We start from the raw sequence: 16681 nt of genomic DNA, 5'->3' as shown, positions 1-16681 counted from the left end.
CCTCACCCCTATCTTCTATGCTTATCATTAAAAGATTTCTCGAGACGTTCAAGCTTGCCGGACAGGCTGCCGTCATACAGCGTATCGCCGATAACAACCTTTAGCCCGCCAAGAAGGCTTGGGTCAACGAGATTCGTAACCCGGATCTTGCGGTTTGTAAGCTCGCTGAACTCCTGCGCCACTTGATTCTGTTCTTCCTGGCTCAGCGCATATGTGGAGTACACCGTTGCATCACCGATACCCAGAGCTTCACCTTCAATTTTGATATAGGCTTCCAGCAAGTCGGCAAACATATCGGTTCTGCCCCGCTCTACCAGCAATTCAACGGTGTTGATCACCGTTTCGGAGAGCTTATCCTGAAGTGCGGTGCGCAGCACCTTCAGCTTATCGGACTGTGAAATCCGCGGCGCAAGAATGAACCGTTTGACCTCTTCATCAGAATGAAGCACCGTGACAAGTGTCTTAAGCTGCTCTTCGACTTCAAGCGTATTGCCCTTCTCCACCGCTGCACTGTACAGTGCTTTGGCGTAACGCTTGGCAACTACCGCACTGCCGCTCATGACCGGCCTCCTACCTCTTTGAGGTACTGGTTAACAAGCTGCTCCTGTTCACCGTCAGCCTTAACTTCTTTTTCAAGAAGCTTGGATGCGATGCGGACCGAAGCGGATCCGAGCTCGCTGCGCAGTGCTTCCACTGCCTTGTTCTTTTCGTTAGCAATATCACGGACAGCCTCGTCTTTCAGACGGGCAGCCTCGCCCTTAGCCTGATCGATCAGCTTATCAGCCTGGTTAAGGCTGGTAGCCTGCGATTGCTGGATAATCTGCTGAGCCTCTTCGCGCGCTTTTTGCAAAGCCTGCTTCTGCTCTTCTACATAAGCGACCGCCTGCTCCCTGGTCTTAGCTGCTTCATCCATCTGCTGCAGCACAAGCTCACGGCGTTTCTCCATGATTCCGAACAATTTGCTGAAAGCAAATTTGCTGAGCAGGAAATACAGGATTGCAAATGCGACAATTGAAAATACTATGTTGGTCCATACTATAGTCACTGTGGTCACTCCTTTCCGTTACCGCGGTGTGCGGATATATACAAAAGTAAGGCGCGGATGGCACAAGCCCTCCCCGCCAAACCGTAGGAACGGTTTATTATGAAAACATGATCAAGAATGCGATAACCGTTGCCGCCAAAGGAATAACTTCTACGATACCTACACCGATAAACATTGTAGTCTGCAGTGCGTTACGGGCTTCCGGCTGACGGGCGATGGATTCAACCGTTCTGCTGACGATCATACCGTTACCAAGACCTGCGCCGAGTGCGCCCAAACCAACCGCGATTGCTGCTGCCAAAAATTCCATTGAAAATATCCTCCTTTAATTTCGGTTCATTTTTTTGTGTTTTTAATGATATAAAAATCTCCCGCAGATGCTGCCCGGCATCAGCCGTTCAGCCCGCGTTAGTTCATTAATGCGCTTCTTCTTCGTGAATCGTCATCTGTGCGATGTATACCATCGTCAGAATCGTAAAGATAAAGGCCTGGAGCGCCCCGACGAAAATACTAAAGCCCTGCCAGACTGCCAGGAACGGTATACTCAATATTCCCAGCTTAAGAATTACAGTAATCAGAACCTCACCGGCAAAAATGTTTGCGAACAAACGAATCGCCAGCGCGACCGGCTTAGCCAGGTTCTCGATGATGTTCAGCGGCAGGAAAATCGGAAACGGCTCAATGTAGTGCTTGAAATAATGTTTGCCGTTCTGCTTAATGCCCAGATAGTTCATCAGTACGAAAACGATAATCGCAAGTCCGGCCGTAATGTTGATGTCTGCTGTCGGTGACTTATACCAGAGCAGCTCAACATGTTCACCGTGTGAGAGATTTTTGGTCGCATCAATTACGTGTCCAAAAATGGTCACCGGCTCATGGGCCTCAGTGATAAAGGAAAAAGGCAGACCCAGGAGATTGGAGACAAAGATAAACAATATCAGCGTCAATCCCAGTGATATGTAAGGCTTGCCCTTCTTCAGGTCCATTGCACTGCTGATAACCCCTTGTACGAACTCGACTACCCACTCCATAAAGTTCTGGAGTCTTGACGGATTATCGACAGACAGGTTGCGGACCGACAGCATCACCAGTACAAAAACGATAACGGAACTGATTAGCAGTGTCAGTACAGCAGATAAATCAATTGGTATGCTGCCAAGATAGATTATTGGCATTTCATGCATGGTATCATCCCCCTTTCCCTTTAATCTTACATCTTGTTCTTTACACTTAAATATATCCCTACCGGAATAGAGAGAAGCTGGGGAATAAAGATTCCAGCAATAGTAGCCTCCAGCGAGAAATGCTCAATCTTGACCGAGAACATAGTGACCAGGATGGCAAAGCTGATCCGTGTGACAAACCCCAGACTGAAAGCCTTCCCCTCATTATTCGCAACCGATTCAGCCACCCGCCGCACCTTTACGGCCAGATAACGGAAATTCACTATACCCGCAACCAAACCGAGTGTCATCCCTAGTGTGACTGCACGGGTTTCATGATGAAGAGCATATCCCATCAGCAATCCTGCCATGAGTACAAATGTGACCCTTGTTACGGCATTGATCATGGGAGTCATATTATCCATTTTGCTCCCCCAGAAATTTTTTGATTAACAGGGCGACGTTGATAATTCCCAGAGCCATACCGGAAATCGCGCCGATCGCAACCCAGAATTCGGGTCCGTCAATCATGCGTTGAAGCCACCTTGCTGCAAATATACCTATAATAATGTAAGCGGCAAGCAAAGTGCCTGCACTTGCAATTACCAGAGCGGTTTTTCCCAGTCCGGCCTCGCGCTTCGGCTCTTTCATAGGCTACAATCCCAACTAATTTTACTGAATATCCCGACTCTTTGTCAATTCACCGAAAATTGCTCAAAATCGCATGAAAACATGAAAATAATCACAGCAAAATCATTCAAAACCATACAAACCGTACAGTTTCACTGTATGCTGAATTTTCATTTTCGTATATTAGTAATTTTAGCCTTTATCCTCATTTGTGAACATTTTATGAAATTCTTCTGGACGATCGGCATTCACACCAAAATGGTGCTTAATCGCATTGACAATTCTTTCAGAAGCTTTGCCGTCTCCATACGGGTTGGCGGCCCGGCTCATCGACTGGTACAGCGTCTGATCAGTCAGCAGAGCATGTGTCCGTTGATACACCTTCTCCTCGTCCGTCCCCACTAGCTCCAACGTTCCGGCCTCGATCCCTTCCGGGCGTTCGGTCGTATCACGCAGCACAAGTACAGGAACTCCAAAGGAAGGAGCTTCCTCCTGCAGGCCGCCGGAATCGGTCAAAATAAGGTGGGTATGCGGATAAAAATTATGCAGGTCAACAACATCCAGCGGATCAATCAGCTTGATTCTCGGGTGTCCGCCCAGGATCTCATGTGCCGGCTCCTTAACTGCAGGGCTCGGATGCACAGGATAAACAATGGCCACATCTTCGAATTCATCAGCGATTCTTTTGACTGCACGGAAAATATGACGGTGCGGTTCCCCTTGGGACTCCCTGCGGTGCGCCGTCATCAGAATAAGTCTTTTTCCCTTTGCAAAATCAAGCACAGGATGCCGGTAATCCGGCTGTACGGTATATTGAAACACATCGGTTACGGTGTTGCCTGTGATATAGATACTTGACTCCTTTTTGTTCTCGTGTCTCAAATTTCCTGCTGACCAGTCTGTAGGAGCAAAATGCAAATCAGCCAAAACACCAGTCAGCTGGCGGTTCATTTCCTCCGGATAAGGAGACAGCTTGTTCCATGTCCGAAGTCCCGCCTCCACATGTCCTACCTGAATCTGCTGCAGGAACGAAGCATAGCTGGCCAGGAAGGTCGTCAGTGTATCGCCGTGCACGAGCACCAGATCAGGCTTAGCTTCGCGAAGCACCGGCTCAAGACCCTGCAGTACACGGATGGAGATTTCGTTAAGCGTCTGCCGGTCCTTCATAACGTCCAGATCATAATCAGGCACAATCTTGAATACATCCAGCACCTGATCCAAAAGCTCACGGTGCTGCGCGGTTACGCAGACCACAGAGTCAATATGCTCAGGATGTTTATTCAGTTCCAGGACAAGCGGCGCCATCTTAATGGCTTCCGGACGTACACCGAAGATCGTCATCACCTTTATCTTTTTAGCCATTTCCCCACCCCTTTCTTCTATATAGATAGCTGCATGCACAGCTATTCCTTAATACTCTGCTGCTTCTTATTTGGTTCCGTATAGACGGTCTCCCGCATCTCCGAGTCCTGGTACAATATACCCGTGATCATTCAGGTGATCATCTAGCGCCGCAACATAGATGTCTACATCAGGATGGGCAGCCTGTACAGCTGCAACACCTTCAGGAGCCGCAATCAGGTTCATCATCTTGATCTGGGTGCAGCCGCGGTTCTTAAGCGAGGTAATTGCCGCAATTGCAGACCCGCCGGTAGCCAGCATCGGATCAATCACGATCAGCTCGCGTTCCTGCACATCCGTAGGCAGCTTAATATAATATTCAACCGGCTGCAGGGTTTCCGGGTCACGGAACAGGCCAACATGCCCTACCTTTGCAGCAGGCAGCAGCTTGAGGACACCTTCAGTCATACCAAGACCGGCGCGGAGAATAGGAATCAGACCTAGCATTCTGCCCGAAATGACCTTGCTCTCTGTCTCTGCAACAGGTGTCTGTACTGTGATTGTCTCCAGCGGGATATCCCGCGTAATTTCATAGGCCATAAGCGTAGCAACTTCATCTACATGCTCTCTGAATTCTTTCGTGTTGGTCCGCACGTCGCGGATAAATGTCAGTTTGTGCTGAATCAAAGGATGATCGCAAATTACCAATTTTCCCATTTCTGTCCCTCCGGTAAATGTAAGTCTTATAGCCGCAGAAAGCGCTTTTGCCGCTCCGGTGGCTAAATCTTGTCTATTATATCATCACCGGAGGTGTATTTCACCTCCGAAGGGAAAGTAGCTGCGTAAAACTACAGTACTCCGCCCAAGCACTCCAAAGGCAGCTTTCATTGTTTCCTGCTCTTTTTTGGATATAAATCGAGCTTTAGTGTTTGCTATTTCTCATTTTTAATACCATTCACATTTTTTTCACTGTTTTTATTGAAAATTCCATGAACTTTCATGGATATTTCATGGAATTTATCGACAATTTCTGCGCTATAATTGTGAACATTATGCAACGTCCATCCCCTGATACAGAAAAAGCCTCTGCACAGACCTTCATAAAACAGTCCCTGCAGAGGCTTGGCTCCGCTCCATAATTATGAAACGGACTGAGTATTAATATTGCAGATCAGGATAGATCGGGAACTTCTCTGTAAGCTCAGCTACCTCGCGGGCCGCTTCAGTGAGTACCGCTTCGTCCTTCGGATTCTTCAGAACCTTGGCGATAATGCGGCCGATGACGGTCATCGCCTGCTCGTCCATTCCGCGGGAAGTAACCGCAGGAGTACCGATCCGGATACCGCTTGTTACAAACGGGCTGGTCGGGTCAAACGGAATGGCATTTTTATTCACGGTAATGCCGATAGAATCAAGCACCCTCTCCGCATCCTTACCGGTTATGTTCAGGTTACGGGTATCGAGCAGCATCAGGTGATTATCCGTTCCGCCGGAAACGATGTTAATACCTTCTCCGACCAGTGTTTCTGCCAGCACCTTGGCATTCTTCACCACATTTTGGGCATATGTTTTGAAGGACGGCTGCAGCGCTTCGCCGAAGGATACAGCTTTGGAAGCAATGACATGCATCAGCGGTCCGCCCTGGGAGCCCGGGAATACAGCCTTATCAATTGCAGCAGCCCAAGGCTGTCTGCACAGAATCATCCCTCCGCGCGGTCCGCGAAGTGTTTTGTGGGTTGTAGTTGTAACGAAATGGGCATGCGGTACAGGGCTCGGATGCAGTCCGGCAGCAACCAGACCGGCAATATGAGCCATATCGACCATGAACAGCGCACCGACATCATTCGCAATCGAACCAAGCGCTTCAAAATCAATCGTCCGCGGATACGCGCTTGCTCCGGCAACGATCAGCTTAGGACGGTGCTTGAATGCGGCTTTGCGCACTTCATCATAATCAATCAGGAATGTATCTTCTTGTACGCCATAGGCCACAAAATTATAGAGCAGGCCGGAGGCATTGACCGGACTTCCGTGCGTCAAATGTCCGCCGTGCGCAAGATTCATGCCCAGTACGGTATCACCGGGATTCAGAGCAGCCAGATAAACCGCCATATTCGCTTGGGCACCGGAGTGCGGCTGAACATTGGCATGCTCTGCTCCGAACAGCTGCTTGGCACGGTCACGGGCAAGGTTCTCAACGATGTCAACATCCTCACAGCCGCCATAGTAGCGCTTACCCGGATAGCCTTCAGCGTATTTGTTCGTAAGCACAGAACCCATTGCTTCCATAACAGCCTCACTAACAATATTCTCCGAAGCGATAAGCTCAATGTTGGCACGCTGACGGCTCAGCTCCAGCCCCATTGCTTCCAGTACTGCCGGGTCATTCTTGCGCAATTGTTCCATGATTTCTTACTTCCTCCCTAACGCTCATAATTTATTGTGTTCATACAAAACCTTGGCTGACTACTATACGACATTCTAATTTCCATTCCGTCAAGCTCTAATCACACTGCGGCGAACCGCTTGTCTCCGGCGTGCGGTAAACCGCACGCTCTCCGCCGATCAGCGGCGGCCTTGTGAAGGCCGCATTTACACGGGCTGAGCCGATATAGCGAAGGCTTGGCCGGAAAGGCACCGCCACCCGCCGCAAATGCATGCCGATGAGCGTCTCACCGATATCAATCCCTGCGTGGGCTTCTATCGTTTCCGCAAGCACCGGATCATTCATCAGGCTGTAGGCCGCAGCGGCCATCGAACCGCCGGCCCCCGGGACAGGCACAGCCGAAACCTCCCTGAGTCCCAGAGCTTCGAGAAGGGAACGCTCCATCACCAGCGCGCGGTTCAAATGCTCACAGCACTGATACACAGCGCTAAAGCCCCGTTCGCCGGCAATCTGGCGTATTCCCTGCAAGAGCTGCTGTGCCACTTCCAGGGCACCGCCGGTACCGATCCGTACGCCTGCAACCTCACTGGTGCTCGCTCCGACTACAAGAATTTTGCCGGGTCCAAGCCTGCCGGCTTCGGCCAACTCGCCCACTGCAGCAGCAGTTGCCGCCGCCAGGGAAAGCTCCGCACCCGCCGGAGCCTCCACCCGCCCTGATAAAGCACCTGCTGCGCGTTCTTCCGGGGAGCCCTGCTTCATGACCTCATCCATCGCTTACGCCTCCTCAAGCCTCATTCTTGCATTTTAAACAAAAAAGAGCAGTCCGCAGGTGGCTGCGGATGTGCTCTTTTGCCCAGGCGACCGGCCGTTTATTCCAGTGCTCCATCGTGGTTTCATCCACACTTGTCGCCAGTCACACCGGAACCGGGTAATATTTATTACATCTTAAAGGAAAGCGGGTGAAAAATCAACCTTCTTTACAAACGGCGTAAGGACTCCAGTTTGTCCAGCAGACTGTGGAGCGCAGTGCGGATCTCCGCAGCTGCAAGCTCATAATCCTCCCGTGATCCCCCGAACGGATCAGAGATATCAAAGCTCGGAATCCGCTGCCGGATTTCAATAATCCGCTGCAAATCCGCTGATTTCGGCTCACGGCCCAGTGCAATACTAAGCTCCGCCTCCGCATACAGGCTGTCCAGCTCACTGATATCTCCATTCACGGAGTCTTCGTTATACACATATTCCTTGAGCGTATGTGTTTTGGATACGGCTTCCGGGAAATATTGCAGCAGATGCCGTTTATGGCCGCCGGTCAGCGTAAGCACCAGATCTGCCCAATTCACCGCCTCTGCGTTAAGCTGGGTAGAGCTCATACGGTCATTAATGCCTTCCTCCTGCAGAATCGCCGCGGCGTGTCTGGACACGGAAGTGCCGGAAATGGCTGAAACGCCTGCAGACCGCACTTCCAGCTCGATGCCCCGCTCTTTCGCGAGCTTCCGCAACAGCCCTTCAGCCATAGGACTGCGGCAGGTATTGCCGGTGCAGACGAATAAAATATGCAGCATGCTTTCCACCTCCATGAAGAAATAAAATAAAATTCTGATGCCGTTATTGTATCAAAAGATGAACAGCAAGCCAAACCCCAAAAGAATGGCTCCGCCCAGTGCCTCGCCGTAATCACCAAGCCCCCGGCTGACACGTCTTCCCAGCAGCAGTCCGGCAATAGCCATGAAGCCTCCGCAGACTCCAAATGCCAATACAGTTAAGACTATGCTATTCACGAACATGCCAAGGGATACACCTACAGAGAAGGAATCAATACTCACGCTGAGCGAAATAAGCAGCATCCCCCAGAACGTGCGGTGATCCATCGGCCGGCTGATCTTCTCCTCTGTCTGAAAAGAGTTCCAGACCATGTGCCCGCCCAGTAAAACAAGCAGCCCCCCGGCAGCGTAAGTTGTTACTTGTCCCAGTAATTGGCCTACATAGTTGCCGGTGAACAAGCCCAGCAACGGCATCAACACATGAAAAAAAGCGATCAGCAAGCTGAGCTGCAGCACATGCAGCAGACGGATTCCTTTCATCCCGATCCCTACACCGAGCGAAAAGGCATCCATTCCCAGTGCAATTGCCATAATGGCAACCGTTACAATCTGGCCCCAGCCAGCATAAATCACCGCCATGCCCATACCCCCAAAATCTGAATGTCTTGTACAACAACAATATGCCGCAAGCAGGACAATCATGACTGGACAGACAGGGGATATGGCAGGCGGCCAGTCCGCCGGGGATCCTTCAACAAGAAGCCCGCACAAGTAGAAACGGCTATGCCGTCCTTCAGAGAAGGCGGTAACCGTTCCTGTGAGAAAGATAAGGATTATGGATAGCTTAAAACATATACATTCTTATATTTGCACAAAAACGGCCCCGAAAGCCGGAGCCGTATTCCTAAGAATGATTTATTTAGCGGTTCGTGCAACCGCGTTGTCAATTACATGTCCCTTATGCCCACAGCCCGCTGATCCAGTCCCATAAATTCTGCAGCATATCCCAGAGGAAGAACCGCACTTCAGGAGCTTCCCCGTCTGCACCGGCATTTGTACCTGCTGTGTCTACGGAAGCAGAGACAGTCTGAATCTTATCCGCCCCACCTGTTTGTACACTGTCCTCTGCTCCTGCCGCAGAAGCAACCCCTGTACCCTTGGCGGCAGCATCACCTGTTCCGGCATCAATGAAGCAGAGCGGCGGAAACAGCACACACCACCAGTTCTGTCCTTTACCCGCACCCAGCGTAACCCGCACCGCTTCATATTCCCCGGCCGGATATACTGTGCCCCCATACAGCTTAGTCGGAAACGGCACAACGCCAAGCTCAACCTTATATTCGTAACCGATGCCCCGCTTTTCCAGCTCCGAAGCAACCAGCTCATTTAGTTCAGGCAGATGGCTTCTGATTAACGTGCGCGCCTGTTCAAGGCTTTGCGGATCCTCAAGTCCGGATACCCACTGGTTCATCTGTTCCACAATCGCATCACGGATCTGGCGCTTGACCAGCTGATCTGCCGTTCCATCAGAGTTAGCCAGTATACGCAAACGGATCGATTGCTGCGGAATCGCAGATTCTGCTACAGCTGCATCGCTCTTCTGCCCTTCCCAAACCATCATCAGCACCATCAAAAATGAAAATAAAATAGCAGTATGCTTAAAAGTAACCCGCATGGCTTCCTGTCTCTCCGTCGTGAACCATTTCATATCCGGCAGCCCCTCTCGCTGAATCTCTTATACTCCCAGTATGTCCGGAAAGGAGAGGCGGCAAACCTATTAAACTAGTAAAAGTTTATCTCGCAGACAGACGGAGGCGACTTAGAGGCTTATTCTCAAAAATGCAGCGCAGGGACGGGCAGGTCTTCCTCCACATCCTGGCCATACAGATGCACACTCATGGCAATTCCCATACTCGCCATATTTATTAAAATGGAGGTCCCCCCGTAGCTGATGAACGGCAGGGTAATACCCGTCAGCGGCATCAGGCCGATGTAAGCGCCGATATTCTCAAGAATCTGGTACAGAAGCATCGCTACTATTCCAATAATCAGAAAAGGCCCGGCCCGGTCCTTACACTCCAGCGCAAACAGGATCATCCGGTGAATCAGGACAAAAAACAGCAGCAGCAGCACAGCAGCGCCGACAAAACCGAATTCCTCGGCAATCTGTGCAAAAATGGCATCCGAGTACAGCACCGGTATTTTATTCGACTGGACAGAATTGCCCTTCAGATAGCCCTCTCCGAGAAGACCGCCTGAGCCGATAGCGATTCTGGCATTACGCGTCTGGTAGCTGTCATCACTGCTGGCCCGCTCAGGTACCAGCCAGGGATCAAAGCGTTTAATAAAATGCTCCCGGCCGACCGTGGCACTCAAAAAATTTGTGGTCTGCTCATGATAGTTAATATAACTGTACACAAAGCCGCCCAGCAGACCGCCGGCAACCGCCAGCCCGATCAGCGCATGGGAAAGCTTAATCCGCCCAATCCATAACAGGCCGACCAGAATAACCACGAAGCTGAGGGCGTTACCCATGTCATTCTGGACAATAACAATGCAAAACGGCAGGAGCGCGACCATACTAAGCGGCACAACCTCTCGCCAGAACCGCAGCTGGCTGCGGTTCAGCCGGACCAGCAGGGCAGCAAGCGCCAGGATCAGGATCAGCTTAAACAGCTCCGCAGGCTGAAAGCTGAAGCCGCCAACCTCCAGCCAGGCTCTGGCGCCATACTTAACGGTGCCGAACAGGCTGACCATTACCAGAACCCCGATTCCTGCAATGTAGATATAGACCGCATACCGGACCAGAAGCCTGTAATCGAATAAGGACAATCCAAAAAACACGATAAAGCCCGCTGCGTAATATTGGATCATCTGAATATGCATTCCCTGCTCCGCACGGCCGTGTGTGACACTGTATATCGCCAGAATGCTGACCGCCATCAGCATAAGCAGTACGATTACTATAACCCCGTCTATTTTTTTGATTCTCTGCAGCATCAGGCAAGCTCCTATCTGACACGAAATGAGCATCTTCCATATATTCCACAAAAGAATATCTAAAGGAAGAAACTTCTAGTCTCCATATTAGATCATGCTGCAGTATAAATTCAAATGTCCAAGGATATACAGCAAAAATGAATGCACGCCTATTCATAAAAAAACTGCCGGAAGCCCCATCACATGAGGCCCGGCAGTCTGCTCGCCAGAATCAGTCTTTAGTTACCCCTGCTTCGCTGCAGCGGGATAGGCTGCAGGAGCCGGCAGGTCTTCTTCCACTTCCTGTCCATGCAGGCGGACGCTCATCGCAAGGCCGATGCTTGCCATGTTAATCATAAGCGAGGTGCCCCCGAAGCTGATGAACGGCAGGGTGATCCCGGTGAGCGGCATAAGCCCGATGAAGGCCCCGATATTCTCAAAGACCTGGTACAGAATCATCGCCACAATCCCGACAATCAGGAACGGACCGCCGCGGTCCTTAGACTCCAGCGCTATCAGAATCATCCGGTGGATCAGGATGAAATACAGCAGCAGCAGCAGCGCAGAGCCGATAAATCCAAACTCTTCGGCAATCTGCACAAAAATGGAGTCAGAATACGTATACGGCACACGGTCGGTCTGCACCGAGCTGCCGTTCATATAGCCCTCCCCGCTCATACCGCCCGAGGCAATCGCGAGCTTGGCATTTTTGGTGTGGTAGCTGGCTTTGGCGGTCGCTTTTTCAGGGACCAGCCAAGGGTCAAACCGCTCTACCCAGTGCGAACGGCCGATATCCGTCATAAACGTCTTCAGCTGATCATGATAGTGGATATAGCTCATAATTCCGGCGACAGCTGCGCCTATAACAATTAGTACTGCTATCAGGGCATGTGAAAATTTGATGTTACCGATCCACAGCAGTCCTGCCAGAATCACAATATAGGACAAGGCATTCCCGAGATCGTTCTGGCTGATGACAATGATGAACGGAAGCAGGGTGAGCAGCGTCAGCGGCACAATATCCTTCCAGAACATCAGCTTGTTCTTATTCTTGCGGACCAGCACTGCCGCCAGAAACAGAATCAGAATCAGCTTAAAGAGCTCCGCCGGCTGCAGGCTCAGCCCGCCGACATTCAGCCAGCCCTGCGCACCGTTCTGCGTTTTGCCGACAAAGCTGACCAGCACCAGAATGCCGACCCCTGTTATATAAATATACAGCGCATATTTGATAATCAGCCGGTAGTCGAGAAAGGTCAGCCCTAAAAAGGCTATAAGGCCCAGCACATAAAACCGGATCATCTTCATATGCATCCCGTCCAGGCCGTCTCTTCCATGGGTCACACTATATATGGAGAAAATACTGATAACCATCAGCATTAATAGAACAACTACGATAACGCCGTCAATCTTCTTGATCTTCTGAAGCATATCCTGTCTCCTTACTCGTCACTTAAGCTTCCGGTTCCTGCTTACACGGCAGTCCGCTGATTATATTGTAAAGGAAGGAGCAGCAAAAATACAATTTCACCGCCGGCTGTTCCTCTAACAGCGCGGCGGTGAAATACATAGGCAGATGAGGGTGAGGCTTGTACGCGGCGGGATGAAGCTTAATGCGCGGTGCCGGGCTCACGTATGTTGACTGCACTAACGCGCGATGCCCAGCTCACGGCGGAATGACATTCAGCTCTCACAGTGAGCGGATCACACACGGGGATGGCGCTAGCGCGCGATGCCCAGCACGTGGCGGGGGATACCGGCGAGATCGTCAATAGTGACGATCTCGTTCCAGTGGCCCGCCGCGCGCAGCAGCGCGGCCACTTCGCCGGCCTGTCCCTGGCCGAGCTCAAAGCCGACCAGGCGCGGGGCTGCCGGCAGCAGCGGCAGCAGCTCCATCATGCGGCGGTACGGGTCGAGCCCGTCGCCGCCGCCGTCCAGAGCCGTGCGCGGCTCATGGTCGCGCACCTCGCGCTGCAGCCCGGCGATATCACCGCCGGGGATGTACGGCGGGTTGGAGACGAGGATATCCGTCTCCATCCCCGCAAACGGCTCGAGCAGATCGCCGAGCCGCAGGTCCACAGCCGCGCCATGCCGCAGGGCATTGCGCGCGGCCACGGCCAGTGCGCCGGGCGAGATATCGCCGGCTGAGACCCGCCACGCCGGCGCTTCGGCCGCCAGCGTGACGGAGATGGCCCCGCTGCCGGCGCCGATGTCGACGGCGGCCAGCGGCCGCGGCTGGTACGCGCCAGCCGCTTCAGCCGCCGCAGGTCCGCCCGCAGCATGCGTACCGGTCCGCACCCCGCCGTCCGGCGCATGCACGAGCCCGTCCGGCCACAGCTCCGCGCCGTACTTCAGAATAGCCTCGACGAGCAGCTCCGTCTCCGGCCGCGGGATCAGCACGTCCGGTGTCACCTCGAACGCCCGGCCGTAAAATTCCTGCTCGCCGGTAATATACTGCACCGGCTCACCGGTAGCCCGGCGGCTGACCACCGCTTCCCAGGCGTCCTTAAGCGCCGCCGGAAAAGGGTCCGACAGCGCCATATAATAGGCGGCTCCGCTTACGCCCAGCACATGCTCCAGCAGCAGCTGGCTGCTGCGCTGCGGCTCGTTGCACCCGCTTTTGTCCAAAAAAGAAGAAGCCTCCGCAAAGGCTTCCCGGATGCTTTGCACATGAGGCATGACATATAAGCCGTGTTTCAAAGCATTATTCTCCTTTTTCCATCAATTCTGCCTGCTCGGCAATCGACAGCGCCGAAATGATGTCTGTAATCTCCCCGTTCATGACCTGCTCCAGACGGTGCAGAGTCAGGCCGATCCGGTGATCCGTTACCCGGCTCTGCGGGAAATTGTACGTACGGATCCGCTCACTGCGGTCACCGGTACCCACCTTGCTTTTACGTTCCCCGGCATACTTTGCTTCCTCTTCCTGACGCTTCACATCGGAGATCCGGGCACGCAGTACCTGCAATGCCTTCTCTTTGTTGGAGTTCTGTGACTTTCCGTCCTGACAGGTAGCTACGATACCGGTAGGAATATGGGTTACGCGCACAGCAGATTTAGTCGTATTAACGGACTGTCCGCCCGCTCCGCTGGAGCAGAACGTATCCACGCGAATGTCTTTATCATGAATCTCAATTTCAAAATCTTCCGCTTCCGGCATCACCGCTACCGTTGAAGTGGAGGTATGAATCCGTCCGCCGGATTCGGTGGCCGGAATACGCTGTACACGGTGTGCGCCGCTTTCGTACTTCATCTTGCTATACGCACCGCGGCCGTTAATCAGGAAAATAACTTCCTTGAAGCCGCCAAGGTCATTCGAGTTCACATCCATCAGCTCAACGCGCCAGCCCTGGGTATCGGCATAACGGGTGTACATCCGGTACAGGTCAGAGGCGAACAGCGCCGCTTCATCCCCGCCGGCTGCGCCGCGGATTTCGACGATTACGTTCTTGTCGTCATTCGGATCCTTAGGCAGCAGCAGGATACGGATCTTCTCCTCCAGCTCAACCTGGCGCGAGGAAAGGTCATCAATCTCCATCTTGACCATTTCCTTCATTTCATCATCAAGCTTCTCGGCCTGCATCATCTTGGCTGCCTCGAGCTCTTCCATTACATTTTTATATTCAGCATAGGCCTCAAAGGCCGGCTGCAGATCAGATTGTTCTTTGGAATAGTCCCTCAGTTTCTTACTGTCGTTTGCAACATCCGGGTCACAAAGCAGTTCACTGAGTTTCTCATAGCGGTCCGCCAATGATTGCAATCGGTCCAACAACAAGGGAATTCACCTCTCCTGGTTCAATATATTTCGCTTAAATACTTAAAATTACAGGTTACAGCAACAATAGATATACGACTTTATATTATAGCACCGTTCTTGTCAGTTGGCTACAGTACAGCCTGCTGAATACGTATATCTTTGCAAAAAAAGTTCCCGGCCGCCCTATAGTATGCAGAGCCCTTTGTAATTTATTCCGCCCGCCCTACAAAAAGAAGCCATTTCAGCAGCGGATACCCGCCGCAAAAATGGCCTCTCTAACTTTAAGCGCTAGCTGCTGTGCAATTTACACATTGAAACGGAAATGCATAACATCGCCGTCCTGAACCAGATATTCCTTGCCTTCGAGGCGCAGCTGTCCGCGTTCCTTGGCACCGTTCATAGAACCTGCAGCGAGAAGGTCGCTGTATGCCACAACCTCGGCACGGATAAAGCCGCGTTCGAAGTCGGTATGGATAACACCGGCAGCGCCAGGCGCCTTGGTTCCTTTGCGGATCGTCCAGGCCCGGACTTCCTGCACGCCTGCTGTGAAGTAAGTATACAGTCCAAGCAGCTTATAAGCCGCTTTGATTAGACGGTTCAGACCGGATTCCTGCAGGCCCAGCTCTTCGAGGAACATTTCTTTGTCTTCGCCTTCCAGCTCGGCAATTTCAGCCTCAACCTTGGCACTGATCGGCACGACTTCAGCATTCTCAGCGGCTGCAAATTCACGGACCTGCTTAACGTACGGATTCTCCTCAGCCGTTGCCACTTCATCTTCGCCCACGTTAGCAGCGTACAGCACCGGCTTCAGGGTCAGCAGGTGCAGATCGCGCACGATCAGCCGCTCGTCATCCGACAGCTCCAGGCTGCGCGCAGGCTTATCTTCATACAGAGCTTCCTTGACGCGCTCCAGTACTTCAACCTCCTGGGCGTATTTCTTGTCGCCGCCCTTGATATTTTTGCGGGAACGCTCAATGCGCTTCTCCACGCTCTCAAGGTCAGCCAGAATCAGCTCCAGATTAATCGTCTGGATGTCGCTGATCGGATTAACTTTGCCGTCTACGTGGGTTACATTCTCATCCACAAAGCAGCGTACCACATGCACAATCGCATCCACCTCACGGATGTGGGCGAGGAACTTGTTGCCCAGGCCTTCGCCCTTGCTCGCTCCGCGTACCAATCCGGCAATATCAACAAATTCAAAGGCAGTCGGAACCGTCTTGTTCGGCTGCACCAGCTCAGTCAGCTTATCAAGGCGCTCATCAGGTACTTCCACCACACCGACATTCGGGTCAATGGTGCAAAACGGATAGTTGGCGGATTCCGCACCCGCTTGTGTAATTGCATTAAACAATGTGGATTTACCAACGTTTGGCAGTCCAACGATACCAGCTTTCAAAGCCATTTATATGACAACTCCTATTTTCGGTTGTATTGATCCATCGCATCATTACCGACCTGTGATCTAAACCATTATATATTAGAACAAAACTGCCAGCAACAGCGGATGTCCCGGCGGTGTGTCAGAACAAAGGCAAGCTGTGCCCGGGACATGCCCGTTTGATTACGCCTGCCCGAACGCTAACAGACTCAGAAGGTCTTATTCCGCCAGAATCCCCTTTGCCGCAGGCTAGCGGACTCCGGCGCTCTTAACTACTGAAATCTCCCCCGGCTGCAGCTATTGAAGAGTATATAAGAGCGATGTCGTCCGTGAGCGCTGCCGGATCTTTGCTTCAGCCCCTATGCAGGAACAGATCCACCCGAAGGGTGGATCTATATAGAGTATTGAAATAGCGAATATAGGCACATACCCTGGCCTAATGTATGCGAAAAAACGAA

18 protein-coding genes and 1 riboswitch are annotated in these 16681 nt (G+C 52.0%); all 18 genes read right to left on the bottom strand.

What is annotated here, in order from left to right; translation table 11 throughout:
• Window positions 1-8: 8 nt before the first annotated feature.
• Window positions 9-560 carry a F0F1 ATP synthase subunit delta gene (locus BN3772_RS00355; protein ID WP_042195479.1) on the bottom strand — a complete coding sequence of 184 codons (552 nt, stop codon included), beginning with the start codon at window positions 558-560 and terminating at the stop codon, window positions 9-11.
• Window positions 557-1045 (bottom strand): F0F1 ATP synthase subunit B, encoded by a 489-nt coding sequence (gene atpF / locus BN3772_RS00350; RefSeq protein ID WP_042181328.1) that lies wholly within the window; start codon window positions 1043-1045, stop codon window positions 557-559. Before atpF ends, BN3772_RS00355 begins: the two co-directional genes overlap by 4 nt.
• Window positions 1046-1142: 97 nt before the next feature.
• Window positions 1143-1355 (bottom strand): F0F1 ATP synthase subunit C, encoded by a 213-nt coding sequence (atpE, locus tag BN3772_RS00345; protein ID WP_039877624.1) that lies wholly within the window; start codon window positions 1353-1355, stop codon window positions 1143-1145.
• 106 nt (window positions 1356-1461) lie between these two features.
• Window positions 1462-2229 (bottom strand): F0F1 ATP synthase subunit A, encoded by a 768-nt coding sequence (atpB, locus tag BN3772_RS00340; protein WP_042181329.1) that lies wholly within the window; start codon window positions 2227-2229, stop codon window positions 1462-1464.
• 26 nt (window positions 2230-2255) lie between these two features.
• Window positions 2256-2633, bottom strand: coding sequence for an ATP synthase subunit I (locus tag BN3772_RS00335; protein ID WP_042195476.1), 378 nt, complete (start codon window positions 2631-2633; stop codon window positions 2256-2258).
• On the bottom strand, window positions 2626-2859 hold the full coding sequence (locus BN3772_RS00330; RefSeq protein WP_042181333.1) for an ATPase F0F1: 234 nt from the start codon (window positions 2857-2859) through the stop codon (window positions 2626-2628). The genes BN3772_RS00335 and BN3772_RS00330 overlap by 8 nt, the downstream gene beginning before the upstream one ends.
• Before the next feature lie 171 nt (window positions 2860-3030).
• Window positions 3031-4200 carry a non-hydrolyzing UDP-N-acetylglucosamine 2-epimerase gene (wecB, locus tag BN3772_RS00325; RefSeq protein WP_042195474.1) on the bottom strand — a complete coding sequence of 390 codons (1170 nt, stop codon included), beginning with the start codon at window positions 4198-4200 and terminating at the stop codon, window positions 3031-3033.
• A gap of 66 nt (window positions 4201-4266) precedes the next feature.
• Window positions 4267-4896 carry a uracil phosphoribosyltransferase gene (upp, locus tag BN3772_RS00320; RefSeq protein ID WP_039877631.1) on the bottom strand — a complete coding sequence of 210 codons (630 nt, stop codon included), beginning with the start codon at window positions 4894-4896 and terminating at the stop codon, window positions 4267-4269.
• Window positions 4897-5337: 441 nt separating this feature from the next.
• Window positions 5338-6588 (bottom strand): serine hydroxymethyltransferase, encoded by a 1251-nt coding sequence (locus tag BN3772_RS00315; RefSeq protein ID WP_042195472.1) that lies wholly within the window; start codon window positions 6586-6588, stop codon window positions 5338-5340.
• Window positions 6589-6682: 94 nt separating this feature from the next.
• Window positions 6683-7336, bottom strand: a complete 654-nt coding sequence (locus BN3772_RS00310; RefSeq protein ID WP_086074320.1) for a TIGR01440 family protein — start codon at window positions 7334-7336, stop codon at window positions 6683-6685.
• Between the two features lie 73 nt (window positions 7337-7409).
• Window positions 7410-7492: riboswitch (ZMP/ZTP riboswitch) on the bottom strand.
• 50 nt (window positions 7493-7542) lie between these two features.
• Complete coding sequence (locus BN3772_RS00305; protein ID WP_042195469.1) at window positions 7543-8130, bottom strand: low molecular weight protein arginine phosphatase; 588 nt, start codon at window positions 8128-8130, stop codon at window positions 7543-7545.
• Window positions 8131-8181: 51 nt separating this feature from the next.
• The gene (locus BN3772_RS00300; protein WP_042195467.1) at window positions 8182-8748 is read right to left on the bottom strand and encodes a manganese efflux pump MntP; all 567 of its coding nucleotides are present in this window, start codon (window positions 8746-8748) and stop codon (window positions 8182-8184) included.
• A 319-nt stretch (window positions 8749-9067) separates the two neighbouring features.
• Window positions 9068-9784 (bottom strand): stage II sporulation protein R, encoded by a 717-nt coding sequence (gene spoIIR / locus BN3772_RS00295; RefSeq protein ID WP_042195646.1) that lies wholly within the window; start codon window positions 9782-9784, stop codon window positions 9068-9070.
• Window positions 9785-9942: 158 nt separating this feature from the next.
• Window positions 9943-11109 (bottom strand): FtsW/RodA/SpoVE family cell cycle protein, encoded by a 1167-nt coding sequence (locus BN3772_RS00290; protein ID WP_042195466.1) that lies wholly within the window; start codon window positions 11107-11109, stop codon window positions 9943-9945.
• A 222-nt stretch (window positions 11110-11331) separates the two neighbouring features.
• Window positions 11332-12516 carry an FtsW/RodA/SpoVE family cell cycle protein gene (locus tag BN3772_RS00285; RefSeq protein ID WP_042195463.1) on the bottom strand — a complete coding sequence of 395 codons (1185 nt, stop codon included), beginning with the start codon at window positions 12514-12516 and terminating at the stop codon, window positions 11332-11334.
• Window positions 12517-12807: 291 nt separating this feature from the next.
• Window positions 12808-13785: a peptide chain release factor N(5)-glutamine methyltransferase gene (prmC, locus tag BN3772_RS00280; RefSeq protein ID WP_042195459.1), complete on the bottom strand. Its 978-nt coding sequence runs from the start codon at window positions 13783-13785 to the stop codon at window positions 12808-12810.
• Window positions 13786-13789: 4 nt separating this feature from the next.
• The gene (gene prfA, locus BN3772_RS00275) at window positions 13790-14857 is read right to left on the bottom strand and encodes a peptide chain release factor 1 (RefSeq protein WP_042195643.1); all 1068 of its coding nucleotides are present in this window, start codon (window positions 14855-14857) and stop codon (window positions 13790-13792) included.
• A gap of 289 nt (window positions 14858-15146) precedes the next feature.
• Window positions 15147-16247 carry a redox-regulated ATPase YchF gene (gene ychF, locus BN3772_RS00270; protein WP_039877652.1) on the bottom strand — a complete coding sequence of 367 codons (1101 nt, stop codon included), beginning with the start codon at window positions 16245-16247 and terminating at the stop codon, window positions 15147-15149.
• Window positions 16248-16681: the final 434 nt, after the last annotated feature.

The sequence above is a fragment of the Paenibacillus camerounensis genome (assembly GCF_000723885.1).
Taxonomy (GTDB): domain Bacteria; phylum Bacillota; class Bacilli; order Paenibacillales; family Paenibacillaceae; genus Paenibacillus_AQ; species Paenibacillus_AQ camerounensis.
This window is presented reverse-complemented; position numbering and strand designations above follow the sequence as displayed.